General features: G+C 38.8%; 22 protein-coding genes. 10 read left to right on the top strand and 12 right to left on the bottom strand.

The genetic code is table 11. The features are described from left to right. Window positions 1-830: 830 nt before the first annotated feature. Window positions 831-2,180, bottom strand: coding sequence for a S8 family serine peptidase (locus XM47_RS05395; RefSeq protein ID WP_048690555.1), 1,350 nt, complete (start codon window positions 2,178-2,180; stop codon window positions 831-833). A gap of 292 nt (window positions 2,181-2,472) precedes the next feature. On the opposite strand from XM47_RS05395, the gene XM47_RS05400 reads away from it, so the two are divergent. The 4 genes from XM47_RS05400 (at window position 2,473) to XM47_RS05415 (ending at window position 4,888) form a co-directional block, all read left to right on the top strand. Further along, on the top strand, window positions 2,473-2,973 hold the full coding sequence (locus tag XM47_RS05400) for an RNA polymerase sigma factor (RefSeq protein WP_048690556.1): 501 nt from the start codon (window positions 2,473-2,475) through the stop codon (window positions 2,971-2,973). After that, window positions 2,960-3,703 (top strand): hypothetical protein, encoded by a 744-nt coding sequence (locus XM47_RS05405; protein ID WP_048690558.1) that lies wholly within the window; start codon window positions 2,960-2,962, stop codon window positions 3,701-3,703. The genes XM47_RS05400 and XM47_RS05405 overlap by 14 nt, the downstream gene beginning before the upstream one ends. 34 nt (window positions 3,704-3,737) lie before the next feature. Beyond that, on the top strand, window positions 3,738-4,286 hold the full coding sequence (locus XM47_RS05410; protein ID WP_077066487.1) for a CC0125/CC1285 family lipoprotein: 549 nt from the start codon (window positions 3,738-3,740) through the stop codon (window positions 4,284-4,286). A gap of 65 nt (window positions 4,287-4,351) precedes the next feature. Further along, window positions 4,352-4,888 (top strand): TetR/AcrR family transcriptional regulator, encoded by a 537-nt coding sequence (locus tag XM47_RS05415; RefSeq protein ID WP_048690559.1) that lies wholly within the window; start codon window positions 4,352-4,354, stop codon window positions 4,886-4,888. 95 nt (window positions 4,889-4,983) lie between these two features. On the opposite strand, the gene XM47_RS05420 is transcribed toward XM47_RS05415, so the two are convergent. Next, complete coding sequence (locus tag XM47_RS05420) at window positions 4,984-5,691, bottom strand: TetR/AcrR family transcriptional regulator (RefSeq protein WP_048690560.1); 708 nt, start codon at window positions 5,689-5,691, stop codon at window positions 4,984-4,986. A 273-nt stretch (window positions 5,692-5,964) separates the two neighbouring features. On the opposite strand from XM47_RS05420, the gene XM47_RS05425 reads away from it, so the two are divergent. Further along, on the top strand, window positions 5,965-6,387 hold the full coding sequence (locus XM47_RS05425; protein ID WP_053084516.1) for a CBS domain-containing protein: 423 nt from the start codon (window positions 5,965-5,967) through the stop codon (window positions 6,385-6,387). A gap of 31 nt (window positions 6,388-6,418) precedes the next feature. Here XM47_RS05425 and recG read toward each other — a convergent pair whose 3' ends face one another. Both recG and XM47_RS19090 read right to left on the bottom strand, forming a co-directional pair. Next, entirely contained in the window at window positions 6,419-8,500 is a 2,082-nt protein-coding gene (gene recG / locus XM47_RS05430; RefSeq protein ID WP_048690563.1) for an ATP-dependent DNA helicase RecG, read from the bottom strand. A 133-nt stretch (window positions 8,501-8,633) separates the two neighbouring features. After that, entirely contained in the window at window positions 8,634-8,786 is a 153-nt protein-coding gene (locus tag XM47_RS19090; protein ID WP_154665744.1) for a hypothetical protein, read from the bottom strand. A 165-nt stretch (window positions 8,787-8,951) separates the two neighbouring features. Between XM47_RS19090 and XM47_RS05435 the strand changes: the two genes are divergently transcribed. Continuing rightward, a complete protein-coding gene (locus tag XM47_RS05435) occupies window positions 8,952-9,425 on the top strand; it encodes a LabA-like NYN domain-containing protein (RefSeq protein WP_048690564.1) in 474 nt (157 codons plus the stop codon). 11 nt (window positions 9,426-9,436) lie between these two features. On the opposite strand, the gene XM47_RS05440 is transcribed toward XM47_RS05435, so the two are convergent. From XM47_RS05440 to XM47_RS05450, 3 genes are read right to left on the bottom strand one after another with little or no spacing between them, the layout of a single operon-like run. Further along, a complete protein-coding gene (locus XM47_RS05440; RefSeq protein WP_048690566.1) occupies window positions 9,437-9,925 on the bottom strand; it encodes a cupin domain-containing protein in 489 nt (162 codons plus the stop codon). Then, window positions 9,926-11,377, bottom strand: a complete 1,452-nt coding sequence (locus XM47_RS05445) for a TrkH family potassium uptake protein (RefSeq protein ID WP_048690568.1) — start codon at window positions 11,375-11,377, stop codon at window positions 9,926-9,928. Between the two features lie 5 nt (window positions 11,378-11,382). After that, window positions 11,383-12,039 carry a YigZ family protein gene (locus tag XM47_RS05450; protein WP_245623419.1) on the bottom strand — a complete coding sequence of 219 codons (657 nt, stop codon included), beginning with the start codon at window positions 12,037-12,039 and terminating at the stop codon, window positions 11,383-11,385. 63 nt (window positions 12,040-12,102) lie between these two features. Here XM47_RS05450 and XM47_RS05455 point away from each other — a divergent pair, with 63 nt between their 5' ends. From XM47_RS05455 to XM47_RS05465, 3 genes are read left to right on the top strand one after another with little or no spacing between them, the layout of a single operon-like run. Beyond that, window positions 12,103-12,507, top strand: coding sequence for a diacylglycerol kinase (locus tag XM47_RS05455; RefSeq protein ID WP_048690570.1), 405 nt, complete (start codon window positions 12,103-12,105; stop codon window positions 12,505-12,507). Between the two features lie 30 nt (window positions 12,508-12,537). Continuing rightward, complete coding sequence (locus tag XM47_RS05460) at window positions 12,538-13,458, top strand: cation diffusion facilitator family transporter (protein WP_048690573.1); 921 nt, start codon at window positions 12,538-12,540, stop codon at window positions 13,456-13,458. Window positions 13,459-13,516: 58 nt separating this feature from the next. Continuing rightward, window positions 13,517-14,209, top strand: a complete 693-nt coding sequence (locus XM47_RS05465) for a DUF5020 family protein (RefSeq protein ID WP_048690574.1) — start codon at window positions 13,517-13,519, stop codon at window positions 14,207-14,209. On the opposite strand, the gene XM47_RS05470 is transcribed toward XM47_RS05465, so the two are convergent. Beyond that, window positions 14,206-16,992 (bottom strand): response regulator, encoded by a 2,787-nt coding sequence (locus XM47_RS05470; protein ID WP_048690576.1) that lies wholly within the window; start codon window positions 16,990-16,992, stop codon window positions 14,206-14,208. The genes XM47_RS05465 and XM47_RS05470 overlap by 4 nt on opposite strands. 289 nt (window positions 16,993-17,281) lie before the next feature. Here XM47_RS05470 and XM47_RS05475 point away from each other — a divergent pair, with 289 nt between their 5' ends. After that, window positions 17,282-17,923: a c-type cytochrome gene (locus XM47_RS05475; RefSeq protein WP_048690578.1), complete on the top strand. Its 642-nt coding sequence runs from the start codon at window positions 17,282-17,284 to the stop codon at window positions 17,921-17,923. A 785-nt stretch (window positions 17,924-18,708) separates the two neighbouring features. On the opposite strand, the gene XM47_RS05480 is transcribed toward XM47_RS05475, so the two are convergent. The 4 genes from XM47_RS05480 to XM47_RS05495 are packed head-to-tail and all read right to left on the bottom strand — an operon-like array spanning window position 18,709 to window position 23,176. Next, entirely contained in the window at window positions 18,709-19,695 is a 987-nt protein-coding gene (locus XM47_RS05480) for a TniQ family protein (RefSeq protein ID WP_048690580.1), read from the bottom strand. Next, the gene (locus tag XM47_RS05485; RefSeq protein WP_048690581.1) at window positions 19,695-20,573 is read right to left on the bottom strand and encodes an ATP-binding protein; all 879 of its coding nucleotides are present in this window, start codon (window positions 20,571-20,573) and stop codon (window positions 19,695-19,697) included. The genes XM47_RS05480 and XM47_RS05485 overlap by 1 nt, the downstream gene beginning before the upstream one ends. Before the next feature lie 3 nt (window positions 20,574-20,576). Continuing rightward, window positions 20,577-22,577 carry a DDE-type integrase/transposase/recombinase gene (locus tag XM47_RS05490; protein ID WP_048690584.1) on the bottom strand — a complete coding sequence of 667 codons (2,001 nt, stop codon included), beginning with the start codon at window positions 22,575-22,577 and terminating at the stop codon, window positions 20,577-20,579. Then, window positions 22,577-23,176, bottom strand: a complete 600-nt coding sequence (locus tag XM47_RS05495) for a hypothetical protein (protein ID WP_048690586.1) — start codon at window positions 23,174-23,176, stop codon at window positions 22,577-22,579. The genes XM47_RS05490 and XM47_RS05495 overlap by 1 nt, the downstream gene beginning before the upstream one ends. Between the last annotated feature and the right edge of the window lie 202 nt (window positions 23,177-23,378).

Genomic DNA, 23,378 nt, shown 5'->3' on the forward strand with positions numbered 1-23,378 from the left:
CCAAAAAAAACTAGATTTGATCATACTTTGGGGTTATTTAGCAACTAAAGTATGATCTTGCCCTGGTATGAGGTGTGCATTTTAATAAAATAATCAGGAAAAATTTCGGGCAACTGGAACTGACTTTTGAGTTTCGATTTCCCCTTCCTATTACAAGCTGCGCATAAAAAATATGCACTCTTATATACCTCCCACTCTAGTATCTTCATTCGAGCATTAAATTTCTTTCCGCAGCAATAGCAGTTTTGAGCAGGAAGAGACTCTTGTTTTTGGCGCTTCGTATAACATTTCCGACATAAAGCACATTGCTCTTCGTTGACTGTAAGCGTGTACCTATTTTCCTTGTGGATACTTATTACGTCATGGCAATCGTAGCATTTAGACTTTTTAGGATTTAAGTAGTAAATCAATACAGCTATAGAGAAAACCAAGGTAAATAAGGATGATATTAAAGTTTCTAGATTGTCCATGCCATTAACCGATAATGAAAGAGTGCATTCAATGAACCTACTTTGCTAAAAAGAAAGACAGCTCAAATAAATTGAACAGAACGAAGTAAATCCCAACAAAGTATAATTTGTCCTGAGCAGTCTATTTAATTCGATCTAATTTAATATATTTTTAAATATTTGAACATTCGAATAAAACGAGGTGACTGGGAGAAAGACATAGTGGCTAAAACAATACTGGAGTTTGCATAGAAAATAGCGAGGGAACTTCGTTTGTCTTAGCAATATACTACTTGATGATTTTGATTAGGTTCAGAGCAAACTTTAGGCTGAAATATCAGCTTATTCAAGGCAACTAATTTAGCTTTAACAAGATTTAAGCTATTGGCTCAATAAGCCATAGCCATAGATTGAATCTTTCCCTGGGGGACCTAAATCGGTCACCTTTTGAATGAGTGTTTGATAAAAATTAGAGTTTCGTTGAGCTAATTTTTCGCAAGCAACATAAGCCGTTACAACCGGAGTTGCGATTGATGTACCGGATTCTGCGCCAAACTCCCCCTCTCCTCTTGCCGTTTTAACTGCAACGCCGACAGCAGCAAAGTCAACATACTCTCCTCGATTAGCCCAGCGGTAAATTCCAGCTTGTTTGTCTACTGCGGTTACCGCAATAACTTGCGGATAAGCGGCTGGATACATAGGTGGAGCGCTTGGACCTTGATTACCAACCGCAGCCACTATAGTCACCTGTTGGCTATGAGCCAATTTTACAGCCTGAGCAAGCACCGAATTGTCTGGCCCTGCTAAACTCATATTAATCACCTTAACATCTTGCTGAATTAACCAATCTAAACCTTTAATTAGATTAATCAGAGCCGCGCCTTGTGCATATTTACCTTGGGGGTGAAAAACCGCTGCCGAATATAACTGTGCATTTGGCGTCAGTGCTGGAATGACTGGAGAGGAACTCACCAGAAGCGCAGCAACAGCGGTACCGTGAGCCTGAGGTGTTTGAATATTCTCGGCCAAAAAGGATTGTTGAATAATTTGGCTCTGAGCTAAAGCTAGATGCTTAGTATTGATTGCTGTATCGACCATACCCAGCTTGATTCTATCATCGCATACCTGTCGATTCTGGTTTAAATTTTCTTGTGTCGAACTCGCTGTTGTTTCAGCATTTTGCGCTGTATAAACATGGTTACGGTCAATTTTATTCATTAAATGTGAGGGTAAGGTTTTGCTAAGTTTTTGGTAACTGTCATAACTAGCTGGCACCTGAAACTTAACCAGATTTAAACCTAAACTAGGAAAAGATTCTTGCGCCTGAATATGAATATTGAGTTCAGCTACGGCCCGATTAAATTGTCTTAATTCAGCTAGGGTAAACCAGGCAAGCCATTGCTGAGCAATCGCTCGCCAACCATTTTCGACTTCAACATCTTGGTATAGCAAGTTACCCTGGCGATCTCGAACATCCATTTTTTTAGCGAGTTCGGTCACTGGTGTAATTAACTCTAAGTTAATTATTTCACTCGCCAAGTTGTCTACTTTTATATGGGTTTGATTGGTTATAGGTTTGATTTTCTCGGTTTTTATATCCGAAACGCGTTCGCTAATAGTTTGATTCACATCTTCAATTTGAGAGGTAACCGACTCTAAATCGAGCAAGTTAGCAAAGCTAGGCTTTACAGCAAAGGCTAAAAGCAAAATCCCATGTTTAAAAAATGTCATAATTTACCCCACAAAAATGATTGTTAACCTGAACTCGGAAGAAGAAGCGACCTAAGGCATTGTAATAATTTAAAATTAAACACAATAATAAGGAAAAACTGCTCCTAGCAAGCAAGTTATTATCCCGAATTCAAGTTTGTTACTCATGTACCCAACTACAAACCTAATGCTTGATAAAATTTAAGAGTAAGCTAGGACTATTAGTATAAAAACGTATTAAATTAAAAAAAATTCCATTTTTTGGGAATAAATAAAATTCTAGTCCGTCTACCTAGTGTATAGGAGATATAAAATGAAAACTGAATTAACCTTGTTAGTGCCAATGATACGACGTTTTGCGTTTTCGTTAACCGGAAACCAGCATGATGCAGATGATTTATTGCAAAATACAGTTGAACGAGTGCTGGCTAAAGGCGTACCAGAAGATGTCGACTTAAATAAATGGGTATTTAGAGTTTGCCGAAATTTATGGATTGACGAATACCGATCAAGAAAAGTACGCCAAACCGCGGCTGAGTCACCTGAATTAAGCCAATACAGCGAAGTTAGCGCAGAACATGTTATGCAGCAAAAATTAAGTTTGCAGCAAATTAATACCGCTATGGATGTTTTACCAAACGATCAAAGATCGATTATTTCTTTAGTCGCGATTCAAGGCATGTCGTACAAGGAAGTCGCAGAAACCTTAAGCGTACCTTTAGGTACAGTGATGAGTAGATTAGCAAGAGCGCGAGCTAGCTTAAGCCAGTGCTTAAAACACGAAATGGAGAGCTTATCTCATGAGCCAGCTTAATATTACCGACGAAATTTTATCTGCATTTTTAGATGCGGAATTAACTGAAACAGAAATGCAGCAAGTTAGAGAGCAACTGCTTATTGATGATGGTTTAGCAGAAAGGCTTGCCGACCTTGCGATGGTCGATGAAATTATCGCAAATCAGTACCAAGAAATTAACCATCAGCCTATACCTTCAGCTGTATCTGAGCTACTAGCAGAAGACAAGCAGCAAGCTGTGGAATCAAAGCAAACGAATATAGTTCAGCTGAGTAAATGGCAAAAAATGCATAAATCAGTGCAACAACATGTGGCGATGGCGGCTTCTGTGGCTTTGGTTGCAGGCTTTAGTGTTGCGAGTTTACTCTCAACAAATGCTTCATTTGATAACGAACAACAATGGGCTCAAATAACGAATATGTTAGAGCAAAAAGCAAGTGGTGAAAGCGATATTTTAGCCAATGGCGATATGTTTAAACCTAAATTGAGCTTTAAAAACCAAGCGGGTCAATTTTGTCGCCACTACGAAATGACTAGCGAAATACAGGCATCACAAAATATAGCTTGTCGAATGGCTGGTGAGTGGCAGTTAACTGCTAGCTTTTTTCAAGCCAAGCAAGACGAAAATCAGTACCAAACAGCCACATCAAACAGCCAAGTTAGAAATTATATTGAGCAGTCAGCTGTGGGCGATTTTCTAGATAGCCAAGCGGAACGAGCCGCGATAGCAGCTCAGTGGTCAAAATAACTTCAACATATTAGGGTTCGCCCAGGAGGTAGATATGAAAACTTCAGCCCATTTAAATGCAAAAATGATACTTGTGTTTAGCTTTATCTTGCTAGCAGGTTGCGCAGCTAAGTCAGAATACAAGCCAGCTAACAACTCAGGTTATGGCTACCAAGAAAGCTTAATTAACGCTGACAGATATAGAGTCCAGTTTAAAACTCGTGGTGATGATAGAGCCAAAGTTGCAGACTTTGCTTTATTGAGAGCGGCAGAGTTAACGGTTCAGCAAGGTTATGACTGGTTCATTGTGGTATCAAAAGAAACCGTCGTCAATAAAGCAGAACAAAGACCTAATATCAGCGCCAGTAGAGGCGTAAACGCAACTAGAGAATGTGGTTTACTTGGCTGTAAAACCTCATATCGACCATCCACCAGCATAGGTGTTGGCTTTACCTTTGGTGACCAATCTAACGACATTGAGTCTATTTTAGAGATAAAAATGGGTAAGGCTGTACGCCCAGACATTTTGGAAAGCTATAACGCACAAGAAATTGTGGATAATATGACGCAAAAATATAAATTAGCTAATACAGCTAAAGAATAAAATATGTTAGTGAACATATTTTAAAATCAATTATGCTAAAGCCATAGTTTAATCTGGAGTTAACTATGGCTTGGCAATCAACACACAAACTCAAAACAAAACAGAAGATTCTCAGTAGCGCTGCAACTTTATTTACTCATAATGGATTCGATAAAGTTTCAATCAACGATGTAATGAAACATGCTTCGTTAACCAGAGGTGCATTTTATGCACACTTTAAATCGAAAGCGGATTTATATCAGCAAGCATTGCTATCTGCTTCAAGCTATGCCTCTAATAGTATGCAAGCACTTGCTACGCCAAAAGATTTAAAATCTATCACCCAGCTATATCTTAGCAAGGGTCACAGAGATACCGAGCGAGCTGGTTGTCCACTGGCGTTTTTAATTACAGATATTAACCAACAAGATGAGCAGGTTAAACAAACCTACACTGAGATATTTAAAAGGTTTATCACGCATATTGAAAGCTATGGATTAGATCAACAACAGGCTTTGAAACATGCAAGCACTATGATTGGGGGAATGGCGCTATCTAGAGCATTAACTGACCTTGAGATGAGTAATAAATTACTTGAAGCTTGTCAAACTAAAGAAGGTTAATTTGATTTAGCGAGGGTGAATATAAGCGTTAAAAACTCAAAACTAGAGCTGAATTTTTAACGCTAATCTATCTAAAATATAAAGCTCACCAGCGCTTAATCGGCTTTGGCGAATAAGTTGCCAATTTTCCAGAATCGACCTGTTGATTTTGAACCTTTCTGGCCTATGTAACCATGCCATAATTGAGCGAGTGCATCTCTGGCCTCTAAGCTAAACTCAGGCTGTATCAAGCTTAAGCTAGGATCTTGTAAGATTTCGGCATTTTTTTCTGGTGGATGACTAATTTGCCATAAGCCGATAAGCATAGCGTAACTACGCATTAATAATTGGGCACAGGTTTCGTGCTCATCGAGCTCTAAACGACTGGCTAAATCTTGAGATGCTGAAGTGACAATTTGAACTAGTCTTTGCTTAAAGTTAAGTAAAATTTCTGAGTCAACATTCTGTTCAATAATAGAACTGCTTAAGCTAGCTAATTGGAAAAACTGAGGCTGGCTCTCAATATAATGGCAAATCGCATTGATAATTTCATCTGAGTCAGGCTTATCTGCTGTAATTGCTGAACGTATATCAGCAAACCAAGCTTGATAGTGTTCTTCTAACAGTGCGAGGAAGATCTCTTCTTTGCTCTTGAAATAAAGATAAACAGTGCCTTTAGCTATACCTGACTTACTGGCAATTGCGGCTGCGGTAGGTAAAGCATCAGGTTCAATATCAAATAATTCTGCTGCTGTACTTAAAATTAATTCACGCTTTATCGACTTGTCTTCAGCTGATCTGGCTCTTTTTGCAGTTTTTAACATACTTGTTATCCTTATCCATTAAACAGTATCAAGATACTTTTTTTATCGTCATTACCTATATAAGATTTAATAAATTAACTAACTTAACAATGCATTAGAATTAATTATTTATGACAAATTTAAGTATAACGAAATTATAAGTGACTTACTCAAACTGAAAGATCATTTTCAGTCAGTTAAACTCATTTTAGAACTTAATTTTACTTGCGGTCAATTAATGTACTAAATTAAAGTAATATAGGAATATACTTTTTAGTTATAGCAAGGGGAATTATGTCGATCTCTAAGTTGATCAGTGCAAGGGTTATTTCTGTTGGTATGGATGACGCTTTATGGCTAGTTCAAGATTTAATGAACCAAGCCAAAATTCATCATTTACCTGTGGTTTCAGGCAAAAAATTAGTGGGGGTTATTTCAGATCGTGATTTACGTTCAGCTTTAAGCCCATTTATAGGGACAGCTGGTGAGTATCAAAGAGATAAATCCACCCTAGAAAAAAGAGCGCATCAAATCATGTCGCGCGATTTAATTACGATCACCCCAGAAACAGGCGTGGTTGCGGCAGCAGAGCTTATTTTAGCCAATGATATTAGTGCCCTACCCGTAGTAAATGAACACGCCGAATTGGTTGGTATTGTCACTTGGCGAGATATTTTACGTTATGCGATTGATAGAGGCCATCAGGGCACTCAATAACTCTTAATAAACGACTAATACATTAAAAAAGTTAGGCTTGAGCATAGACCTGTTTGCTACCTATCCAGCGATTGACCAAGGGTAATAATAACTCTGTATGCTGCCTTTCTATTTTATTTGCCAAATTTCTCGCGGTAGGAATCAATTCAGAATCCCGCATTAAATCAGCAACTTTAAAAGTCATATCTCCAGTTTGCTTAGTCCCGAGTAATTCTCCTGGTCCTCGAATTTCAAGATCTTTTTGTGCAATATAAAAGCCATCCGTACTTTCACGCATCACACTTAAACGTTTAAAGCCATTATCAGAGAGTGGCGTCTTGTATAATAAAACACAATGACTGGCGACTGAGCCTCGCCCAACTCGTCCTCTCAGTTGATGCAACTGAGCTAAACCTAAACGTTCAGGGTTTTCTATTATCATCAAGCTGGCATTAGGCACATCGACCCCAACCTCAATCACTGTAGTTGCAACCAATAAATCGAGTTCGCCATTTTTAAATGCGCTCATCACCTGTTGCTTTTCACCCGATTTCATTCGACCATGCACCAAACCTATCACTAAGTTCGGTAGCGCAGCTTGCAGTTGTTCACATGTATCCTCTGCCGCTTGGCACTCTAAAACTTCAGACTCTTCAATTAAGGTACATACCCAGTAAACTTGTCGCTTTTCCGTTTTACAAGCATGCTCAACTCGACTGATGACTTCTGCTCTGCGCGTATCCGGTACTACGGCAGTCTGTATTGGTGTTCGTCCTGGCGGCAATTCATCTATGACAGAAGTGGTTAAATCTGCGTATGCTGTCATCGCCAATGTTCTAGGAATAGGCGTTGCCGTCATGATTAATTGGTGCGGTACAAAACCCGTTTTCAGCCCTTTTTCTCTTAAGCTTAATCTTTGATGGACACCAAACCTATGTTGTTCATCAATAATCACTAAAGCCAGATTTTTAAATTCGACAGACTCCTGAAATAGCGCGTGAGTGCCTACAACCATCTGGCTTTCACCTGATAAAATTCGGGCTGTGGTTTCTCGTTTTTGCTTCGCGGTTAGTTTTCCAGCCAGCCAATCGACCTTAAACCCTAAAGGTTCAAACCAGCGACTAAAATTGATTGCATGTTGCTCTGCTAAAATCTCAGTTGGCGCCATTAGCCCGACCTGTAATCCCTGCTTTAAAGCAGATAGTGCAGCTAATGCCGCAACGAGCGTTTTACCAGAACCAACGTCGCCTTGCACTAAACGCATCATAGGTATAGCTTGCTGCATGTCTTGTTGAATTTCAGCAACTACTCTTTGCTGGGCTTGAGTTGGTTCAAATGGTAAAGTCGCCAAAAAAGTATTAATTTGCGCGTGTTCAACCCTAATGGCTGCCGCTTTATGCTGTTGAGTTAACGCCCTTAATTGCAACATACTCAGGTTATGCGCCACTAGCTCTTCAAAAGCTAAACTTTGCTGCGCAGGATGCAAGCCTTGTTCTAATAACTCAAGTGCTACGTCTGGTGGCGGTCGATGTAATATTTGTAAGGCCTGCTTTAAGCCAAAACGATTTAGCCGCATGGATTCAGGCAGCAACTCTTGTACTTCACTTCTTGCCAATAATGCGAGTGCTTGATCGGTTAAATTTCTTAATTGAGTTTGCTTTAAACCTTCTGTGGCATGATAAACAGGGGTTAAAGCCTCTTCAACTGGAGTGGGTTTATCTGCAGAAACTATCTTATATTCTGGATGAATAATTTCCCAGCCATGCCTTCCTCGCTTTATTTCACCAAAAGCATGAAGCGTTTTTCCAACACTGAGTTGGCTTTTCTGTCCGGCATTAAAATGAAAAAATTTAAGGGTTAAGCTACCCGTACCATCATCAACTTTACAAGTCAGCATCCGGCGACGCGCAAATACCAGATCACAACTAAGGATCTCAGCTCTAATTCCAACTTGCATTTCAGGACGTAAATCGCCGATTGGACATACTCGAGTTCGATCTTCATAGCGATACGGTAAATGAAATAATAAGTCTTCAACCGAGTGAATATCTATATTTGCTAGCTTCTCAGCCAATTTGGGGCCAACACCAGCAAGAGTCTTTACGGCTTGATTCGCCAAACGGCTTATTTGCATGAGATACAACTTAAACAACTGTTGAAATTAACAGTAGTTTAGCCGTTTAGTCGATTTTCGACAAGTTGAAAAAATATCAGCTAAAAAACGCGATTAACAGGCGAGACAGGTTTGTTTCAATAACTGTGAATACTTACTTGCTTACTAAGCTAAATTTATCCGCTAGATCCTTAGGGTCATAATTTTGCTCAGCGGCCATAGATAACACTGAAAATAAAGCAACACTCAAACATACAATACAGGTGACACAAAGTCGGGCAAAGTTTCTTAACTTTATTGTTTTCATTATTTGTCATTAACCTTTTGCTTATTCAACTAATTATCAGTTTATAAGCAAAAAGTGCATATAATGTGCAAAAACTGAGTAAATTAAACTTTAAATAAATAAGCGCTCGCTTTAATCAAGCTAAAGCAATAAAGTGTTATACAGAGTTTTTAAAAATAAATCACAATGACAAAGATAGCGATTTTTGTAGATGTGCAAAACATTTACTACACCACAAAACAAGCCTATAACAGACAGTTTAACTACCGTGATTTTTGGAAAATTGTGAATTACCAAGGTGACATAGTCGAGGCGACCGCTTACGCGATTCAACGTAGTGATGATGGCCAACATAAGTTTCAAAGCGCATTAAAACATATAGGCTTTAATGTGAAACTAAAACCATTTATCCAAAGAGCAGATGGTTCCGCTAAAGGGGATTGGGATGTCGGTATTGCAATCGATGTGCTAGAAGCGGCAAAGCGAGTTGATAAGGTTATTTTACTATCTGGCGATGGCGATTTTGATTTATTACTGCATAAGATCCGCCAAGCTTATGGTGTTACAGCAGAAGTTTACGGTGTGCCAAGTTTAACGGCGAATTCCTTAATTGAATCTGCCGATAGATTTCATCCTATAGTCGAAGATTTACTGCTTTAAACCGCTCAAATCTAATCTCGGCATAGCTGATTTATATAGTCTTTATGCTGAGGAAAACGTTCGATTAAGGTTTTACTATCTGCCATCTCGAAATCGGCAAAATCAAATCCAGGCGCAACAGTACAACCAACTAAACTATACAAACTTGTTGGTTTAGGCCGAGAAGCAAACCAGTGCCCCGCCTTAACAACATACTGAGGTTGTTCACCATTAGTAATATCTTGCCCAAGCAAGGTAACGCTTAGCGTCCCCGCTAAGTCAATTTCAATAATTTCTAATGTTTGACCCGAATAAAAATGCCACATTTCATCAGACTTAATTCGATGAAATGCTGAAAAATCACCTTGTTCAAGTAAAAAATAAATCCCCGTTGAACATGCTCTTTCGGCATCAAACCCCATAGCTTGAATAGTTAACTCACTGCGATAGGTTTCTGTAAAATAGCCACCTTCTGGATGCGGTACTAAATTTAACTGCTGAACTAAATCTAAAGCCACCATTTAAGAACGCCAAAAAGTAGGAGTGAATAAAACCAACAGGGTGAATACCTCTAATCGTCCAAATAGCATGGCAACAACCAAAATACTTTTTGCAGTATCTGGAATGCTACCGAAATGACTTGCCACCTCACCTAAGCCAGGACCTAAGTTATTTAAACAAGCAACGGTTGCAGAAAACGCAGATAAATCATCCATACCAGTAGCAATTAAGGCAATCATAATCACAACAAAAACAACAGCGTAAGCTGAGAAGAATCCCCAAACGGCATCTATCACTCTATCAGGTAAAGCTTTACGACCTAATTTAATAGAAAATACGGCTTTAGGATGAACCAATCGATTTAATTCTCTAAGACCTTGAAGATACAACAAGATAACCCTAACCACTTTTAAACCACCACCAGTTGAGCCGGCGCAACCACCTATAAAACTAGAAAAAATAAGTAAGATAGGTAAAAACAATGGCCAATCGGCAAAGCTGTCTGTGGCGAAGCCAGCCGTTGTACTAATGGAAACTGCCTGAAATGCAGCTTGGTTGAATGCTGTTTCTGGTGTTTCAAAATAGTTATTATCTAGTAAGACTAAAAAACACAAAATGGTCAGACCAAGCTGAATACCCAAAAAGACTTTAAATTCAGGATCTTTTAAATAATTTAGAATAGATCGGGATTTGACAACACCATAATGTAGTGCAAAGTTAACCCCAGAAATAAGTAAAAAGATAACACAAATCCAATTGATTAATGGGCTATCAAAATAGCCTAGACTGGCATCATGGGTCGAGAAACCACCTATTGCTATAGTGGAGAAAGAGTGACAAATAGCATCAAACAAAGTCATACCCGCAGCCCAATAGGCCAAAGTACAACTAATGGTTAAAGCTAAATAAATAAACCAAAGATGTTTTGCTGTGTCCGCTATCCTTGGTGTCATTTTTGAGTCTTTAACCGGACCAGGCGTTTCCGCACGGTAAAGCTGTAAACCACCAATACCTAACATAGGTAAAATCGCAACAGCTAAAACAATGATCCCCATACCACCAAACCATTGTAGTTGCTGCCTATAAAATAGAATCGCTTTAGGGTATGTGTCTAAACCGGTTAGTACTGTCGCACCGGTTGTGGTTAAACCAGAAAAACTTTCAAATATAGCATCTGTAATACTGATTTCGGGTACATCTAGAAAGGCAAATGGCATAGCCCCTGCTAAACCCAGAACTGTCCAGAATAACACGACGATCAGAAAACCTTCACGGGCTTTTAAATCGCCCATTTCAGCACGATTTGGGTACCACAAAATCATACCAATAATTAAACTAGCGACAAATGCTAAAACAAAAGCAAGACCACCACCGTCTTTATAAATGAGTGAAACAAGTGCAGGTGGAAGCATTGAAATGCTGAATATCCCAACCAAGATACCAAGTATTCTAATTATCGAACGATATTTCATTTTAGTTATGCTTCCCTAGGTTCTAGCTGTAGTTGCATTTCGCCTAACTTACTCATTAATTCTTCTTTTTCATTATCTGCAATCGCAACCGTTAGCCAAACTTTATCAGTAAAGTCTGTTGTAATTATGTCAGCCGATGCTTGTGCTAACCAATAATTAATTTGATCTAGGTGACGGTAATCGCAACCAATTTTATATTCGTCTTTGGGCACATATACTTGAGTAGCTAAACTAGCTAAAGCTAATTTAACACCACCCGCATAAGCTTTGACGAGTCCACCAGTACCTAATTTGGTACCGCCAAAGTAACGAATAGAAACCGCTAGAATATGCCCAATACCAGAACCTTGTAGTACAGCTAACATAGGTTTACCTGCTGTTCCGCTGGGTTCGCCATCATCAGAAAACCCCATCAAGCTATGTTGAGTTGGACTACCGGCAATAAAGGCGTAACAGTGATGTCTTGCATCTGGAAATTCTATTTTTTGTTGCTGTACTAGATTTTTTGCATCTTCAAAACTTGTCAATTTAAAGACACGAGTAATGAATCGGCTATTCTTAATCACTTCTTCGACTTGATGATCCGCTTCTGGGATTGGGTAAGCTTGCATACTAGGTTGTGCTTTCAAATTATCAATTGTCACGACAAATTCATCAAACAAGTATTGTAACCAAGCGCAAAATATTAAAGACTAGCTCGAAATTTAAATCCAACTGGATAAATTATGACAAGCGCAAGTTCACAAACTGAAAATCAAAAACCTAATGGTACAGGCATTACTCGAGTTATCAAAGCAGCAAGTTGCTCATTTAAAGGACTAAAAGCTGCTTTTGTTCATGAAGCAGCATTTAGACAAGAATTGTTATTAGTTCTATGTTTAATGCCTATCGCCTTTTTTACTAGCGAATCTTTAACCCGATTTATGGCTTTAGTCTCGGTATTAATATTAGTTTTAATCGTCGAGCTATTAAATTCGGCAATAGAAGCAACAGTAGATAGAATTAGCTTAGACCATCATATTCTCGCCGGGCGAGCGAAAGACATGGGCTCAGCAGCGGTTGCACTTAGTTTATTGACTGCAGCAATTGTTTGGATAGGACATATCTATCTGTTAATTTTTACGCCATAATCTAAGTTATTTGGTTTTTTAGGTTTTTATATGGCGCATAATCATGGGCATCACGGACACCACCATGGGCATCATCACCACCATACAGGTTCAGAGAAAAACATAGCGATCGCTTTTTTTCTCAACCTTGGTTTTACGATAATAGAAATCATTGGCGGGTTATGGACAAACAGCACTGCAATCTTGGCAGACGCGATTCATGATTTGGGTGATTCACTCGCAATCGGCTTAGCCTGGGCGCTGCAAACCTTCTCCAAGAAAAAACCAAACGAGCAATTTACTTATGGTTATCGCCGCTTTTCTTTACTCGCGGCATTTATCAATGCATGTGTATTAGTTGTTGGGTCAATTTGGATCTTATTCGAATCTATCCCTAGGTTGTTTAACCCTGAAATGCCACTTGCCGAAGGTATGGTGGGATTGGCGATACTGGGGATTATTGTTAATGGCGCTGCAGCTTGGCGTTTGAGTAAAGGCGAGAGCCAAAGCGAAAAAATCTTAAACTGGCATTTAATTGAAGATGTCATGGGTTGGGTTGCCGTATTAATTGTAAGCCTGATTTTATTGGTTTATCCGATCGCCATTTTGGATCCCATTTTATCAATCGCTTTTACTTTATTTATTGTGGTCAATGTCATTCGAAATCTAAAGCAGACTATTCTATTATTTTTGCAATCAGTACCAGATGAAACATTAGTCGAAAGCCTCACTCAATATTTAAAGTCACTTCCGCAAATTGAAGATTTACATCACTTACATTTATGGTCTTTAGACGGTGAACGACATGTATTAACTGTGCACTTAAAATTAGCGTCGCCACTGGATGCGGCCGAGCAACTCGCGTTGAAAAACACGCTGCACGAAAATTTGCACCAATTTGATTTAGCACACACGACAATCGAGCTTGAACTACCAAACGAAACTTGCCGAGATCATAACATCCCGTATTAGCAATTTAGATTTATCCCGCTATATTCAGTGTTAAGAATCTTAATAAATTGGATATGATATGCGCTGGTTTCCTCTGATTGCTTTGCTCCTTTTCCCAACCATATCTAACGCTCAAACCTTATTTAGCGATTTTAGTTTAAGCTACTTAAAAGGCAGTAACTATCAAGTTGGAGATCCAGAAAGGCAGTTACTAACGCTAGAATATGTCAATGCCAGTACTTGGGGAGATCTCTTTTTATTTACAGACAGAAGTCATAGTAAAAATGGCAATAAAACCAGCTACTCAGAAATATCACCTAGGCTCAAAATTTGGCAATCAGAAACACATAGTTTAATCAATCAAATTAGTCTATCGACAACTGCCGAGCTCGGGGAAGACTTTGCAAATTATCTGTATGGTGTAGGTATAGATCTAAATATCCCAAAATTTAAATTTTTCAAACTCAACCTACTAAAACGAAATAACGAGCAAATAGAAGACAACTGGCAACTAACCTATGTTTGGGCGATTCCTTTTCAATTTTCTGGCCATCAATTTATCTACGATGGCTTTATCGATTGGAGTAGTAAAAACAACCAAACGTACGCCAGCGTAAATTTTACCTCGCAATTAAAGTATTCGATTTCGTCTTTATTCAATACAGAAAACAAAGTTTACCTAGGTACTGAAATTGTTTATTGGAGAAACAAATACGGCATAGCGGACCTAACCGAGAAAAACCTAAACCTATTAATTAAATACCACTTTTAATTTAAGTTTGGGATATTCTCCATAATTACATTTTTGAGGTTTTCTTGATCGAATGGCTTGCCAACATGCGCATTCATACCTGCTGCAATAAATGTATCCACCTCGGTTTGCATAACATGAGCTGTCATCGCAATAATAGGAAGCTGCTGTATATCATAATGCTGTCTTATAATTTTAGTTGCGGAAATACCATCCATGACAGGCATTTGAATATCCATTAAAACTAAATCAAATTTTTGTTGGTTGATAACATCTATCGCGAGTTGACCATTCTCAGCACAAACCACATTAGCCCCTAAGTGATTTAATACCGTCATAGCGATTTCTCGATTAATGTCATTATCTTCCACAACCAATAAATTTAAGTTTGCTAATGGCTTACTTTCACTCTGCAAAGCTAATCCGGTAAGCTTTAAGTTAGGTCGAATAATTGCATCCAGTTTGCTATAGATATCATCAGAAATATAAGGTTTAGTTATGAAGTGGGATATGCCCATACTGCTAAATAAATGCGTCGACTCGCCATAACCACTCGGGATTAACACAATTAATTTATTGGTATTAAGCAAGTTATTGTCTATCAGTTGTTTAAGCCTAACTTTGTCGACTTTATAATCTAAGATATATATGTCGGTACTTGGCTGAGGTTGCTGAATCTGACTTATATTCGCTAACCCCTGAGTGAAAGGTTCAACTCCCAAGGCTTTAAAGTAATTATTTAGTATCGCTTTTTCTTTTTCGCAATCTATGAATATGAAAGGTCTAATACCCGTACCCGCTAAACTATAGCTAGTGTCGTTATCAATTGCTGGCAAGACTAGCTCAAACGAGAAACAGCTACCATGCCCAACCCTCGACTCAAGTTTTAACTGGCTGCCCATTAAATGGATTAATTCTTGAGATATAGCTAAGCCTAAACCTGTGCCACCAAACTGTCGGCTAGATGAATTATCTAATTGTTCAAAAGGAAGAAATAACTTAGTTTGAGCGTCTTTTTCTATCCCAATCCCAGTGTCCAGAGTAGAAAAGCGAAGTTTAATCAGCGAAGGCGCTTGTTCTAAAACTTCGATTTTTAAAGTAACTGTACCGTATTCAGTAAACTTAATCGCATTAGATAATAAATTGAGTAAAACTTGATTTAGCCTAACCCTATCAGCTTCAATTAATGGGTAAAGGCTATCTCCCAAGTCTACTAATAAGTTCAAACCTTTATCAAAAGCACTATGAGCAATGGTTGAGTTAATCCCTTTAATTAGATCCGATAAGGTAAAGTAATCTGGGTGCAGTTCTAATTTACCGGCTTCAATTTTGGAATAATCTAAAACATCATTGATCACATGCATTAAATTTTTCGCAGAAAGTAAGACTTTTTCAACATACTGCTGCTGTTGTAGGTTTAGGCCAGTGCCTAAACACAACTCAGACAAACCTATGATGCCATTCATAGGGGTTCTAATTTCATGCGACATATTCGCCAAAAATTGGGATTTTGCTTGGCTGGCTTCTTCAGCTTTTTTAACTGCCTGCTTTAACAATCCCTCACCTTCCAAACCATCTGTAATATCGTTTATCAAAGAAAATATTACTTTTTGTCCAGAAATAGAAATCACTGTTGCATGTATCTCAACTGTCCTAATCTCACCTGTAGCTAGTTTTTGTGGCGAAACACAATACCCACCAGAATGCCCCTCTTCAGATAAAGTAATTAAGGTTTGGGCCGAATCAGTTAAAGCATTCAAATCATCTAAACTCAACTGCAATAATTTAGCTTTTGGGTAACCATAAAACTGCTCAGCACCATCATTCGCATCAATAATAGCTCCAGTGTCACCATCAAGAAGTAACATAGCTGAGCGGTTAAGTTTAAAAATCATTCTAAATCGATTTTCGGATTCGGTGAGCTGCTCCACAAATGCCTGCTTTTGAATCGCATTGAGACGACGCTGAAAAGTAATAAAACTAAAGATCAACAGTGCCGCTAACGTAAAGAAAATATGAAAAGCTGAATATTTAACGAGGGAAGTATGGTCACTTGGCGTTGCACCTAATACCCAAGAGCCATAGGGCAGCTTCAAATTAGCGAGTAAAACATCAGGATTTCGAAATATTGCTTCATCTCCCCAAAAAACATCGCCAGCTTGTCCTTTCGCATCTTTACCTTTGAGCGCAATTTTAATGCCTTTAACTTTATCTAACTGGGCCACTTTAATTAGCTTATCAAAATCAATAACAACAGAAACCAATCCCCACAAACTATTATCATAAGCTTTAAACACGGGTTGACGCGCAATCAAACCAACGCCTCCTTGAATCAAATTCAATGGCCCAGCGAGTACAATTTTATTTTGTTTTACAGCCAGTAAAGCTGCGCTTCTTTGATTTGGGTTTTTATTATAATTTAAGCCAACTGCCTTCTCGTTACCTTTCATCGGGAACATGTGCGTAATAATTAGATCTTTTGCGGCACCAATATTTTTAATTTGATGCTGCTGCATCAATAAATTTTGTGCATATAAAGTATATTCATCTTGAGTTAGTTCTGGGTGGATGGCGATGTAGGTTTTAATACTAGAAGTTAAAGCTAAATCTCGTGCAAGTGCGCTTTCTAAGTTTGCTCTATGAGTAGAAAGTTGTTCATATATATTTCGTCTTTCTTTTTCCTTAGCTGTTGCAATAAAAGAGCGAGCAAATATTTCAGATAAAAGTAAAATGAAGACAATGCCTACTAGGTATAAACAATAGAATTTTGTTGAGCTTATTGCTTTGAGTAAGCTTAATGGCATGAATTATTATTCTCTGGTTTTTTATTTGAGTTTAGCAGCCTTAATAAATATCGCTATAAGCTTAAGAAAATTTACCTAACCTTAGGCTTTTAGGTGACAAAATATCGAAATATAGCAGTTCAAATACAAAATTTTTGGATATTTTTGAGTAATATCAAAGGAAACTTGCCACCAAAGGTTTTTACTTCAAGTTATTCGTGTAAAATAGCCAAAATTTTGCGTATTTAGAACTACAATCAAATATTCAAACATAAATTGATCTACGATTTACACAAACGAGAACTGAACCATGAAGAAAACAGCAATTGCATTAGCAATGTTTGTGGGACTTACAACGGTAAGTCAGGCATCAACAATTACAGGCAATGCCGAAGCAGGAAAAAATAAGTCAGCAACATGCGCAGCTTGTCATGGTGCAGATGGTAATAGCATGATCCCAGCTAACCCAACTTTAGCCGGACAATCTGCAGACTATTTGTTTAAACAATTAAAAGATTTTAAATCTGGCGACAGAAGTAACGCAATCATGTCAGGCATGGTCGCTGCACTTTCAGAGCAAGATATGAAAGATTTAGCAACCTACTTCTCGGCTCAAGAAGCGAAAGCGGGTTCAACACCTGAGTTTATCAAAAACAAAAAAGGTGAAGAAGTCGACGTAGTTAAAGTTGCAGGTCAGTTATATAAAGCGGGTAACGCAACAACAGGTTTAACTGCTTGTTCTGCTTGTCACTTACCTGACGGAAGTGGCTTACCTTTAGCGGGTTTCCCTAAACTTTCAGGGCAACATGCTGAGTATATTGCAAATCAATTAAAAGCATTTAGAGAAGGCGATCGTGCCAATGACCTAAATGGTATGATGCAAAAAATTGCAGCTAAGCTTTCTGACAAAGAAATTACTCTGCTATCAAACTATATTAGTGGTCTTCACTAATAACAGACTTACCCAAATTTCCTAAACAGGAAATTTGGGTTTGCTTCTCCCCCATCTCCTTTCATGTTAACTCACCTTAATACACCAAAATTTAGCTTTGCTACCTATTTTCAAACCAAGCTTCTAAAACAGTGGTAATTGACTTTCGGATTGAGAATCTCAGTCAGTGGAATCTAGTAGCTTACTTAGTCGCACGTGAGCAGTGGAAAATTTGCTGCCGCTGCGGGTAAGAATTGTTTGCAAAAATCTCATAAAATAGCCCTGTATGTAACCCTACCAGTGTACTGATTAGAGTTCGTTTACTACGCAATAACGTCAAACGTAATTGCCTCTGTATTAGTAACAAATATGAGCTATATGAGCAAACTATATTGGAGCTAGAGTAAAAATGGTGGGGGCGTGCATAGAAATAGAGAACCCAAGGCGGGTTTCAGCCTACCGGAAGAATGGTTACCTTCAAGTTGAATTAATCAACGCATTCGACTTCACAAGGAATTACCTTGAATACTGATATTTGAAATAAATTACAAACCAGCTTGTTATCTTGAAGAAATGTCGAGAAATCAAACCAGTATCATGGAGATTGCAGTTTCCTTATCCAGGTCGAACAACTTTTCAACAATCCACGAAAGTCATAATAGTGCTTTCTTACCCTATAGTGCCGGAAATTGTCACTAAAAGTGCTTTTTTCCACTATTACGGGTGCCCAATAAATGACCTGTCTAATTGTGCTTTTCTCATTGATGCTGATGATCACCTGAAATTCTAAAAGGCACTCTTTGGAGTTACATATCGGCCACAGAAATAGTGGTTCGATTAATTATTGCCGCAATATCTATTTGCTGATTTTGCGGTATAACTTTTTTAGCAGAGAGTTCAGGAAAAGTGTGAAATATCTGTTTTTTTGTAATGCCAAGAAGTTTAATCGCACTATCAAAAGTAACGATAAATGATTCTATATGTCGATTTGAGCTGGAGGATACTTGTGGTGTTTGGAGAAAGCTAACGTAGCAATTATTTATAGGCCATGCTGCATTGAGGTGTCGTATTAGTAGTGTTAACGGAAAGAATTGAAATTTTTCTGGAAGTTGAGAAAAAGGGCTAATGGCGTCACCTAATCGCTCTATAAATTGGTCATATACTTCTTTGCCACTGAGGAAGTTGAAGCCCTGCTCTAATGTACTGTTAAAGTCGCTTACCGATGGGTGATGGTAAATGGGTAAAACAGTTGTGTAAGGATTTTGAATAAACAAGCTAGCTAGCAAGCAATCGCAGATTTCATCTATGAATAATTCGTTTATTTGGCTAGATATCGGATAGCTTTTTATTGGGCACAAACACAACTCGTTGGTACAAGTACCTTGTAATAATAAAGGTGACCAAATGAGTTGTTCACCACATTCTTGACAGCTATCGCAGAGCACACAACCGTGCAGCTCACATGATAAATTACCAATGTTTCGCCACTTTTCTTTTAGATATCCTTTGCCCTTTACACAATAGGGACAAATACGAGGCATATCAGTGTGACAATCTAGAAATAGTATGGAGTGCTTTGGTGCTAAGCTTAAGTCGCTAGTGCTCATAGCACAGGGTACGAGTTCACTTAATAGCTGTCGTTGTTTGATGCTAATTGTATTTTTTGTAACCGCACTCCACATTGGTTTATCAAGCCATTCGAGCGGTGAGGTGAACCCATTTCGAAGGCTCAAGCGTAATAGATAGCTTGCTAGACTTTCATCTGCGATTCGTTTAGGCATTACCGATAACATTAATCAAATTCCCTCGAATCTAAAATCCCAACGATGTCTTTATCAGTTAGGGCAAGTGTGTCAAAAGGATTGTAAGCAGATGAATTAATTCCCAACAGGTAAGCATCTTCAAGCTTAGCCAACAGATTCTTATGCTCACTGGTTGAAGCTATAGCAAAAAGCTTCGTTAACAGCCCAATTCTGCCGTCGGTTGCGACATGCAAACGATTAAGTATAGGTTTGTCGTCTAGAGTGAATGGCGGAAATCGAAATTCGGTGGCAAAGTAATTACAGCACAAAAGCCAGCACTCGCAGCGAGAAGGGATTATGTAAAGCTTTTGTTCAGATAGGAAACGGCGGCTCAGTTGCTCCTCACCTTTTAATCTGTGCGTTGATTTGCCATATTTAAGCTTCAACAATCGGCTGGCGACTGGCGTTCCCATTAAAATAAGTGAAACTTTTGGGTTGTTATCTAGTAGCGCTGCTATTTGCTTAGCCATTCGCTGACTAGTGATTCCGTCGATATCCGTCAAACATTCCTGTACTTCATCGATAATGATCAGTTGAACGCGATGCGCGGCAAGTAAAACGGCAAGCCTGTCTTGAACGATATGAGCTTTATTGGCATTTTTACCTATGACTGAAGTGAGAGCTTTAACGACCTGTATAAGAAAATCAGTAGCTGTTTTAGTCTCCGTTAACTTTACATAAATGACCGGATAGTAGGTTACTTCGGGAGTACATAAAGTTGGAAAACGTGCTAGATATGTCTTGGCTAAACACGTTTTACCAACACCACTTAGACCTGTTAAAAGTAATCCATAATTTTTACCAAAACTTTGCTGATGAACTTGGTCTATTAGTTCAAAGCACTTGCTCAGACTTGGGTGGCTAAACATTGGCTAGTCCTGCCATAAACCAAGCTGAGCTTCGTTGCGATTAGGGCTTACTTTTCGTTTAATATTACCTTTATCTGAGGGTGTATTATCCTCTTTGGACTTCTTCGACTTTTTGATAGGTTTGTATGCATAACTCTGGTTACTTCGCTTAATGCGCTCTGCCGTAGATAGTCCCTTAGATAAGTTTTCTTTTGCAGTAGCAACTGGCTTGCCACTGCCAAGTGATCTTGTCTTTTGCTTAACTAAATTTGCAATTTTACGACTGAATATATCTCGCCGTTCAGGCGTCCCAGATGTTGTGTTAAGTTCTTCAAATGACAGTGGGTACTCCAATTCACTTCCAGATAGCTTTCGGTTTTCTACAAAATCGAATACTTTAGGGTGGTCATAACATGGGAAGTCTGCGATGACTGTTACCCAACGGCCATCATCTGGGTCAGATTTCACAGTAACCGTCATATCTTGGTTTTTATCTAGAGTTTTTGCATCTAGATAGCATTGCTTTATACGGTCATCCGCAAAAACCTGTTTGTTGACCTGAACTGTACCTCGCTGGCTTAATGAAGGGTTGTGCTCTATATAATGGCAAGCAGCACTGAGCAGTTCTTTATTGACAGGAATGAGAGGCTTTAGAGCAACTGACTCGTTCCATACTTGTTGTGGTGTTTTGTTGTTGAGGCTTGAGTGCTTTGAGTTTACATAGTGAACGAGGTAATCATGCAGTAGCGAGGCAAACTCCTCGACAGGCAAGGAAGCGGCTTTTTTAATGGTTTCTTCAGACGACGGCTTACTTGTTTTGTGGGTGCGTTTGTCTTTATAACCTGGAAGACCTATGGTTATTGTTCCATCAGGTAATTTAAATTCGCCTCCTTTAAAGAATTCTTCCCGCAACGTATTGTTGAAAGACTCAACAAAAGGTTTTCGCCAAGGTTCATTCGATGGAGCTTTGATTAACTCACACCCTAAGCGTTGGGTTATTTGTTTGAATTGCTCAGCTTTATAGCCACTGCCATTATCCACAATAATTTTAAAAGGAATACCACAAGCGTTTAGCTGGTCACTGGTTGACTCAAAAATACGCTTAAATGATCGAACAACCCCTTCCGTATCCTCAGAGGTGCCCAGCTCGAATGTAACACTCAGCGGGTAGCGTGAGTGGCAGTCAATGGCAATATAGATGCTGACGTTGCCCGTTGGTTTACCTTCTTCGTCAATAAGAGCCAAGTTAAGTGACATCCGGTCCATTTCTACTCGCTCAAGCACATGAGTGGTTTTTATTTTCTTGGATAATGTACGTAGTGCTTTTTTAACTTCGCTGTAGTTTCCAGAGTTTAAAATGATATTAAATGCATTAAGTCCTTCAATGCGTCTGCTAAACGTTCGTTCGCTAACCTGTTCAATAGCGTCATTTTGCGTCTGAGCTTTTAAAACTGCTTTAGAATAACTTGAGTAGCCTCTCGCTATGTTTTCAATGTTGCCTTTTACCCAGGTGTCAGTAAAAAATCGGTTGAGGAAGTTTTCCGTGGCCGTATTGGTTCGCTTGGGTTGGCTCTTTCTCGGAGCAATTGACTTTTTGAGATTAAATTCTGCTTCTCGATATTGTTTCCACCAACGTGCAATAGTGCTATTGCCGTGTTTTTCGGTGCCGATGTGGTACTTGCCATGAACAATCTGTTTGAGCTTATCGATGGTCTTGTCAACGGTAGGTTTATAGCCATCATGCACCAATGTTGCTAACTCGGTAATGTAAGGCTCTCGCTTTTTCAGTTCTTTTTTTTGTGATGCTGTCAGCTCGTTATTGTCGTGTGTTATGGCGTATGCTGGTCGTAATTCACCGCTGTCTATTTTCGAGCGAAAGTCATCTTGGGTTAAGTGCAAGCCAGTTTCCGAACCTAACATCGGGTTAGGGTTTAGTAATGCTTGCAGCTCATCATAATATGCTAGATTAAATTTACGCTGTTCAATATCGATGAAGGTGTCACCGACCACAGGTGGCTGATACATTACTTCTTCCTCATCAATGTCGTTTCTGCGTTAAAAGGCTTTGACGTGTCAAAATAAAAGTGTTGTTGTGCGACGAGTGACCAAGCGTGCGCTCGTGAGCCACCAGGCAAATTAGATACTAACTTTTCAAGTCGAGACAGTTTTGTTCTTTTTGGTAAGTTACAGATAACGGGCTGTAAATGATTGACGTCAAGAGTCTTGTAGCCCATGAGTAGTTCGTAGTTTTCTACCTCAATGCTGTCAACATCAAGCTCACTCCTTAGAACCAGTTCAAGCCCTGTTAACATATAAATGACTCGTTTCCTAAGCTGGTGACGTTCAAAGAATTCATCATTCATATAATGGGTGTGTTTGATTTCTACATATTCGGCATGGCCGGATTTATATTCAACCAAAAAGTCAGGAGTATAACGTCTTCCATACACACTAAATGATTCTGGTTGGGAAGCATATTGATGGATAGACTCTTCAAATTCGAGCGTTATCCCGTATTTGCGTTCGAGAAACGACTCACACCAGATATGACAGCCATTTTTAACACTGTAAAAGTTAATGGTGTGTTTTGAACGGTGTTTGTTGAATTTTTTTTTACCCTTCATGTTCGCCTCAAAAAAATTTAGTTGAAAATGCCCAAGATTTTTTGGCTAAAAATCAATCTTAGCTATAATTAAAGGTTGGGCTTGTATAAATATCAAGTTGATGAATGGATGAAATAGTCATCAAACCTCTCTCTTTTTCAGCACTTTAAAAAAGGTATGAGCTACTTGTAAAGCTGTACAGTAAACACTCGGATGTAGTCTT

Source organism: Catenovulum maritimum (genome assembly GCF_001050375.1).
Classification (GTDB): domain Bacteria; phylum Pseudomonadota; class Gammaproteobacteria; order Enterobacterales; family Alteromonadaceae; genus Catenovulum; species Catenovulum maritimum.

What these genes read in the sequence shown, in the direction of transcription:
- XM47_RS05475 (WP_048690578.1), top strand. Translation starts at nt 17,282, where the DNA reads ATGAAGAAAACAGCAATTGCATTAGCAATGTTTGTGGGACTTACAACG.
- XM47_RS05465 (WP_048690574.1), top strand. Translation starts at nt 13,517, where the DNA reads ATGCGCTGGTTTCCTCTGATTGCTTTGCTCCTTTTCCCAACCATATCT.
- XM47_RS05395 (WP_048690555.1), bottom strand. Translation starts at nt 2,180, where the DNA reads ATGACATTTTTTAAACATGGGATTTTGCTTTTAGCCTTTGCTGTAAAG.
- XM47_RS19090 (WP_154665744.1), bottom strand. Translation starts at nt 8,786, where the DNA reads ATGAAAACAATAAAGTTAAGAAACTTTGCCCGACTTTGTGTCACCTGT.
- XM47_RS05490 (WP_048690584.1), bottom strand. Translation starts at nt 22,577, where the DNA reads ATGTATCAGCCACCTGTGGTCGGTGACACCTTCATCGATATTGAACAG.
- XM47_RS05470 (WP_048690576.1), bottom strand. Translation starts at nt 16,992, where the DNA reads ATGCCATTAAGCTTACTCAAAGCAATAAGCTCAACAAAATTCTATTGT.
- XM47_RS05455 (WP_048690570.1), top strand. Translation starts at nt 12,103, where the DNA reads ATGACAAGCGCAAGTTCACAAACTGAAAATCAAAAACCTAATGGTACA.
- recG (WP_048690563.1), bottom strand. Translation starts at nt 8,500, where the DNA reads ATGCAAATAAGCCGTTTGGCGAATCAAGCCGTAAAGACTCTTGCTGGT.
- XM47_RS05440 (WP_048690566.1), bottom strand. Translation starts at nt 9,925, where the DNA reads ATGGTGGCTTTAGATTTAGTTCAGCAGTTAAATTTAGTACCGCATCCA.
- XM47_RS05410 (WP_077066487.1), top strand. Translation starts at nt 3,738, where the DNA reads ATGAAAACTTCAGCCCATTTAAATGCAAAAATGATACTTGTGTTTAGC.
- XM47_RS05420 (WP_048690560.1), bottom strand. Translation starts at nt 5,691, where the DNA reads ATGTTAAAAACTGCAAAAAGAGCCAGATCAGCTGAAGACAAGTCGATA.
- XM47_RS05425 (WP_053084516.1), top strand. Translation starts at nt 5,965, where the DNA reads ATGTCGATCTCTAAGTTGATCAGTGCAAGGGTTATTTCTGTTGGTATG.
- XM47_RS05460 (WP_048690573.1), top strand. Translation starts at nt 12,538, where the DNA reads ATGGCGCATAATCATGGGCATCACGGACACCACCATGGGCATCATCAC.
- XM47_RS05400 (WP_048690556.1), top strand. Translation starts at nt 2,473, where the DNA reads ATGAAAACTGAATTAACCTTGTTAGTGCCAATGATACGACGTTTTGCG.
- XM47_RS05405 (WP_048690558.1), top strand. Translation starts at nt 2,960, where the DNA reads ATGAGCCAGCTTAATATTACCGACGAAATTTTATCTGCATTTTTAGAT.
- XM47_RS05485 (WP_048690581.1), bottom strand. Translation starts at nt 20,573, where the DNA reads ATGTTTAGCCACCCAAGTCTGAGCAAGTGCTTTGAACTAATAGACCAA.
- XM47_RS05435 (WP_048690564.1), top strand. Translation starts at nt 8,952, where the DNA reads ATGACAAAGATAGCGATTTTTGTAGATGTGCAAAACATTTACTACACC.
- XM47_RS05445 (WP_048690568.1), bottom strand. Translation starts at nt 11,377, where the DNA reads ATGAAATATCGTTCGATAATTAGAATACTTGGTATCTTGGTTGGGATA.
- XM47_RS05480 (WP_048690580.1), bottom strand. Translation starts at nt 19,695, where the DNA reads ATGTTATCGGTAATGCCTAAACGAATCGCAGATGAAAGTCTAGCAAGC.
- XM47_RS05495 (WP_048690586.1), bottom strand. Translation starts at nt 23,176, where the DNA reads ATGAAGGGTAAAAAAAAATTCAACAAACACCGTTCAAAACACACCATT.
- XM47_RS05415 (WP_048690559.1), top strand. Translation starts at nt 4,352, where the DNA reads ATGGCTTGGCAATCAACACACAAACTCAAAACAAAACAGAAGATTCTC.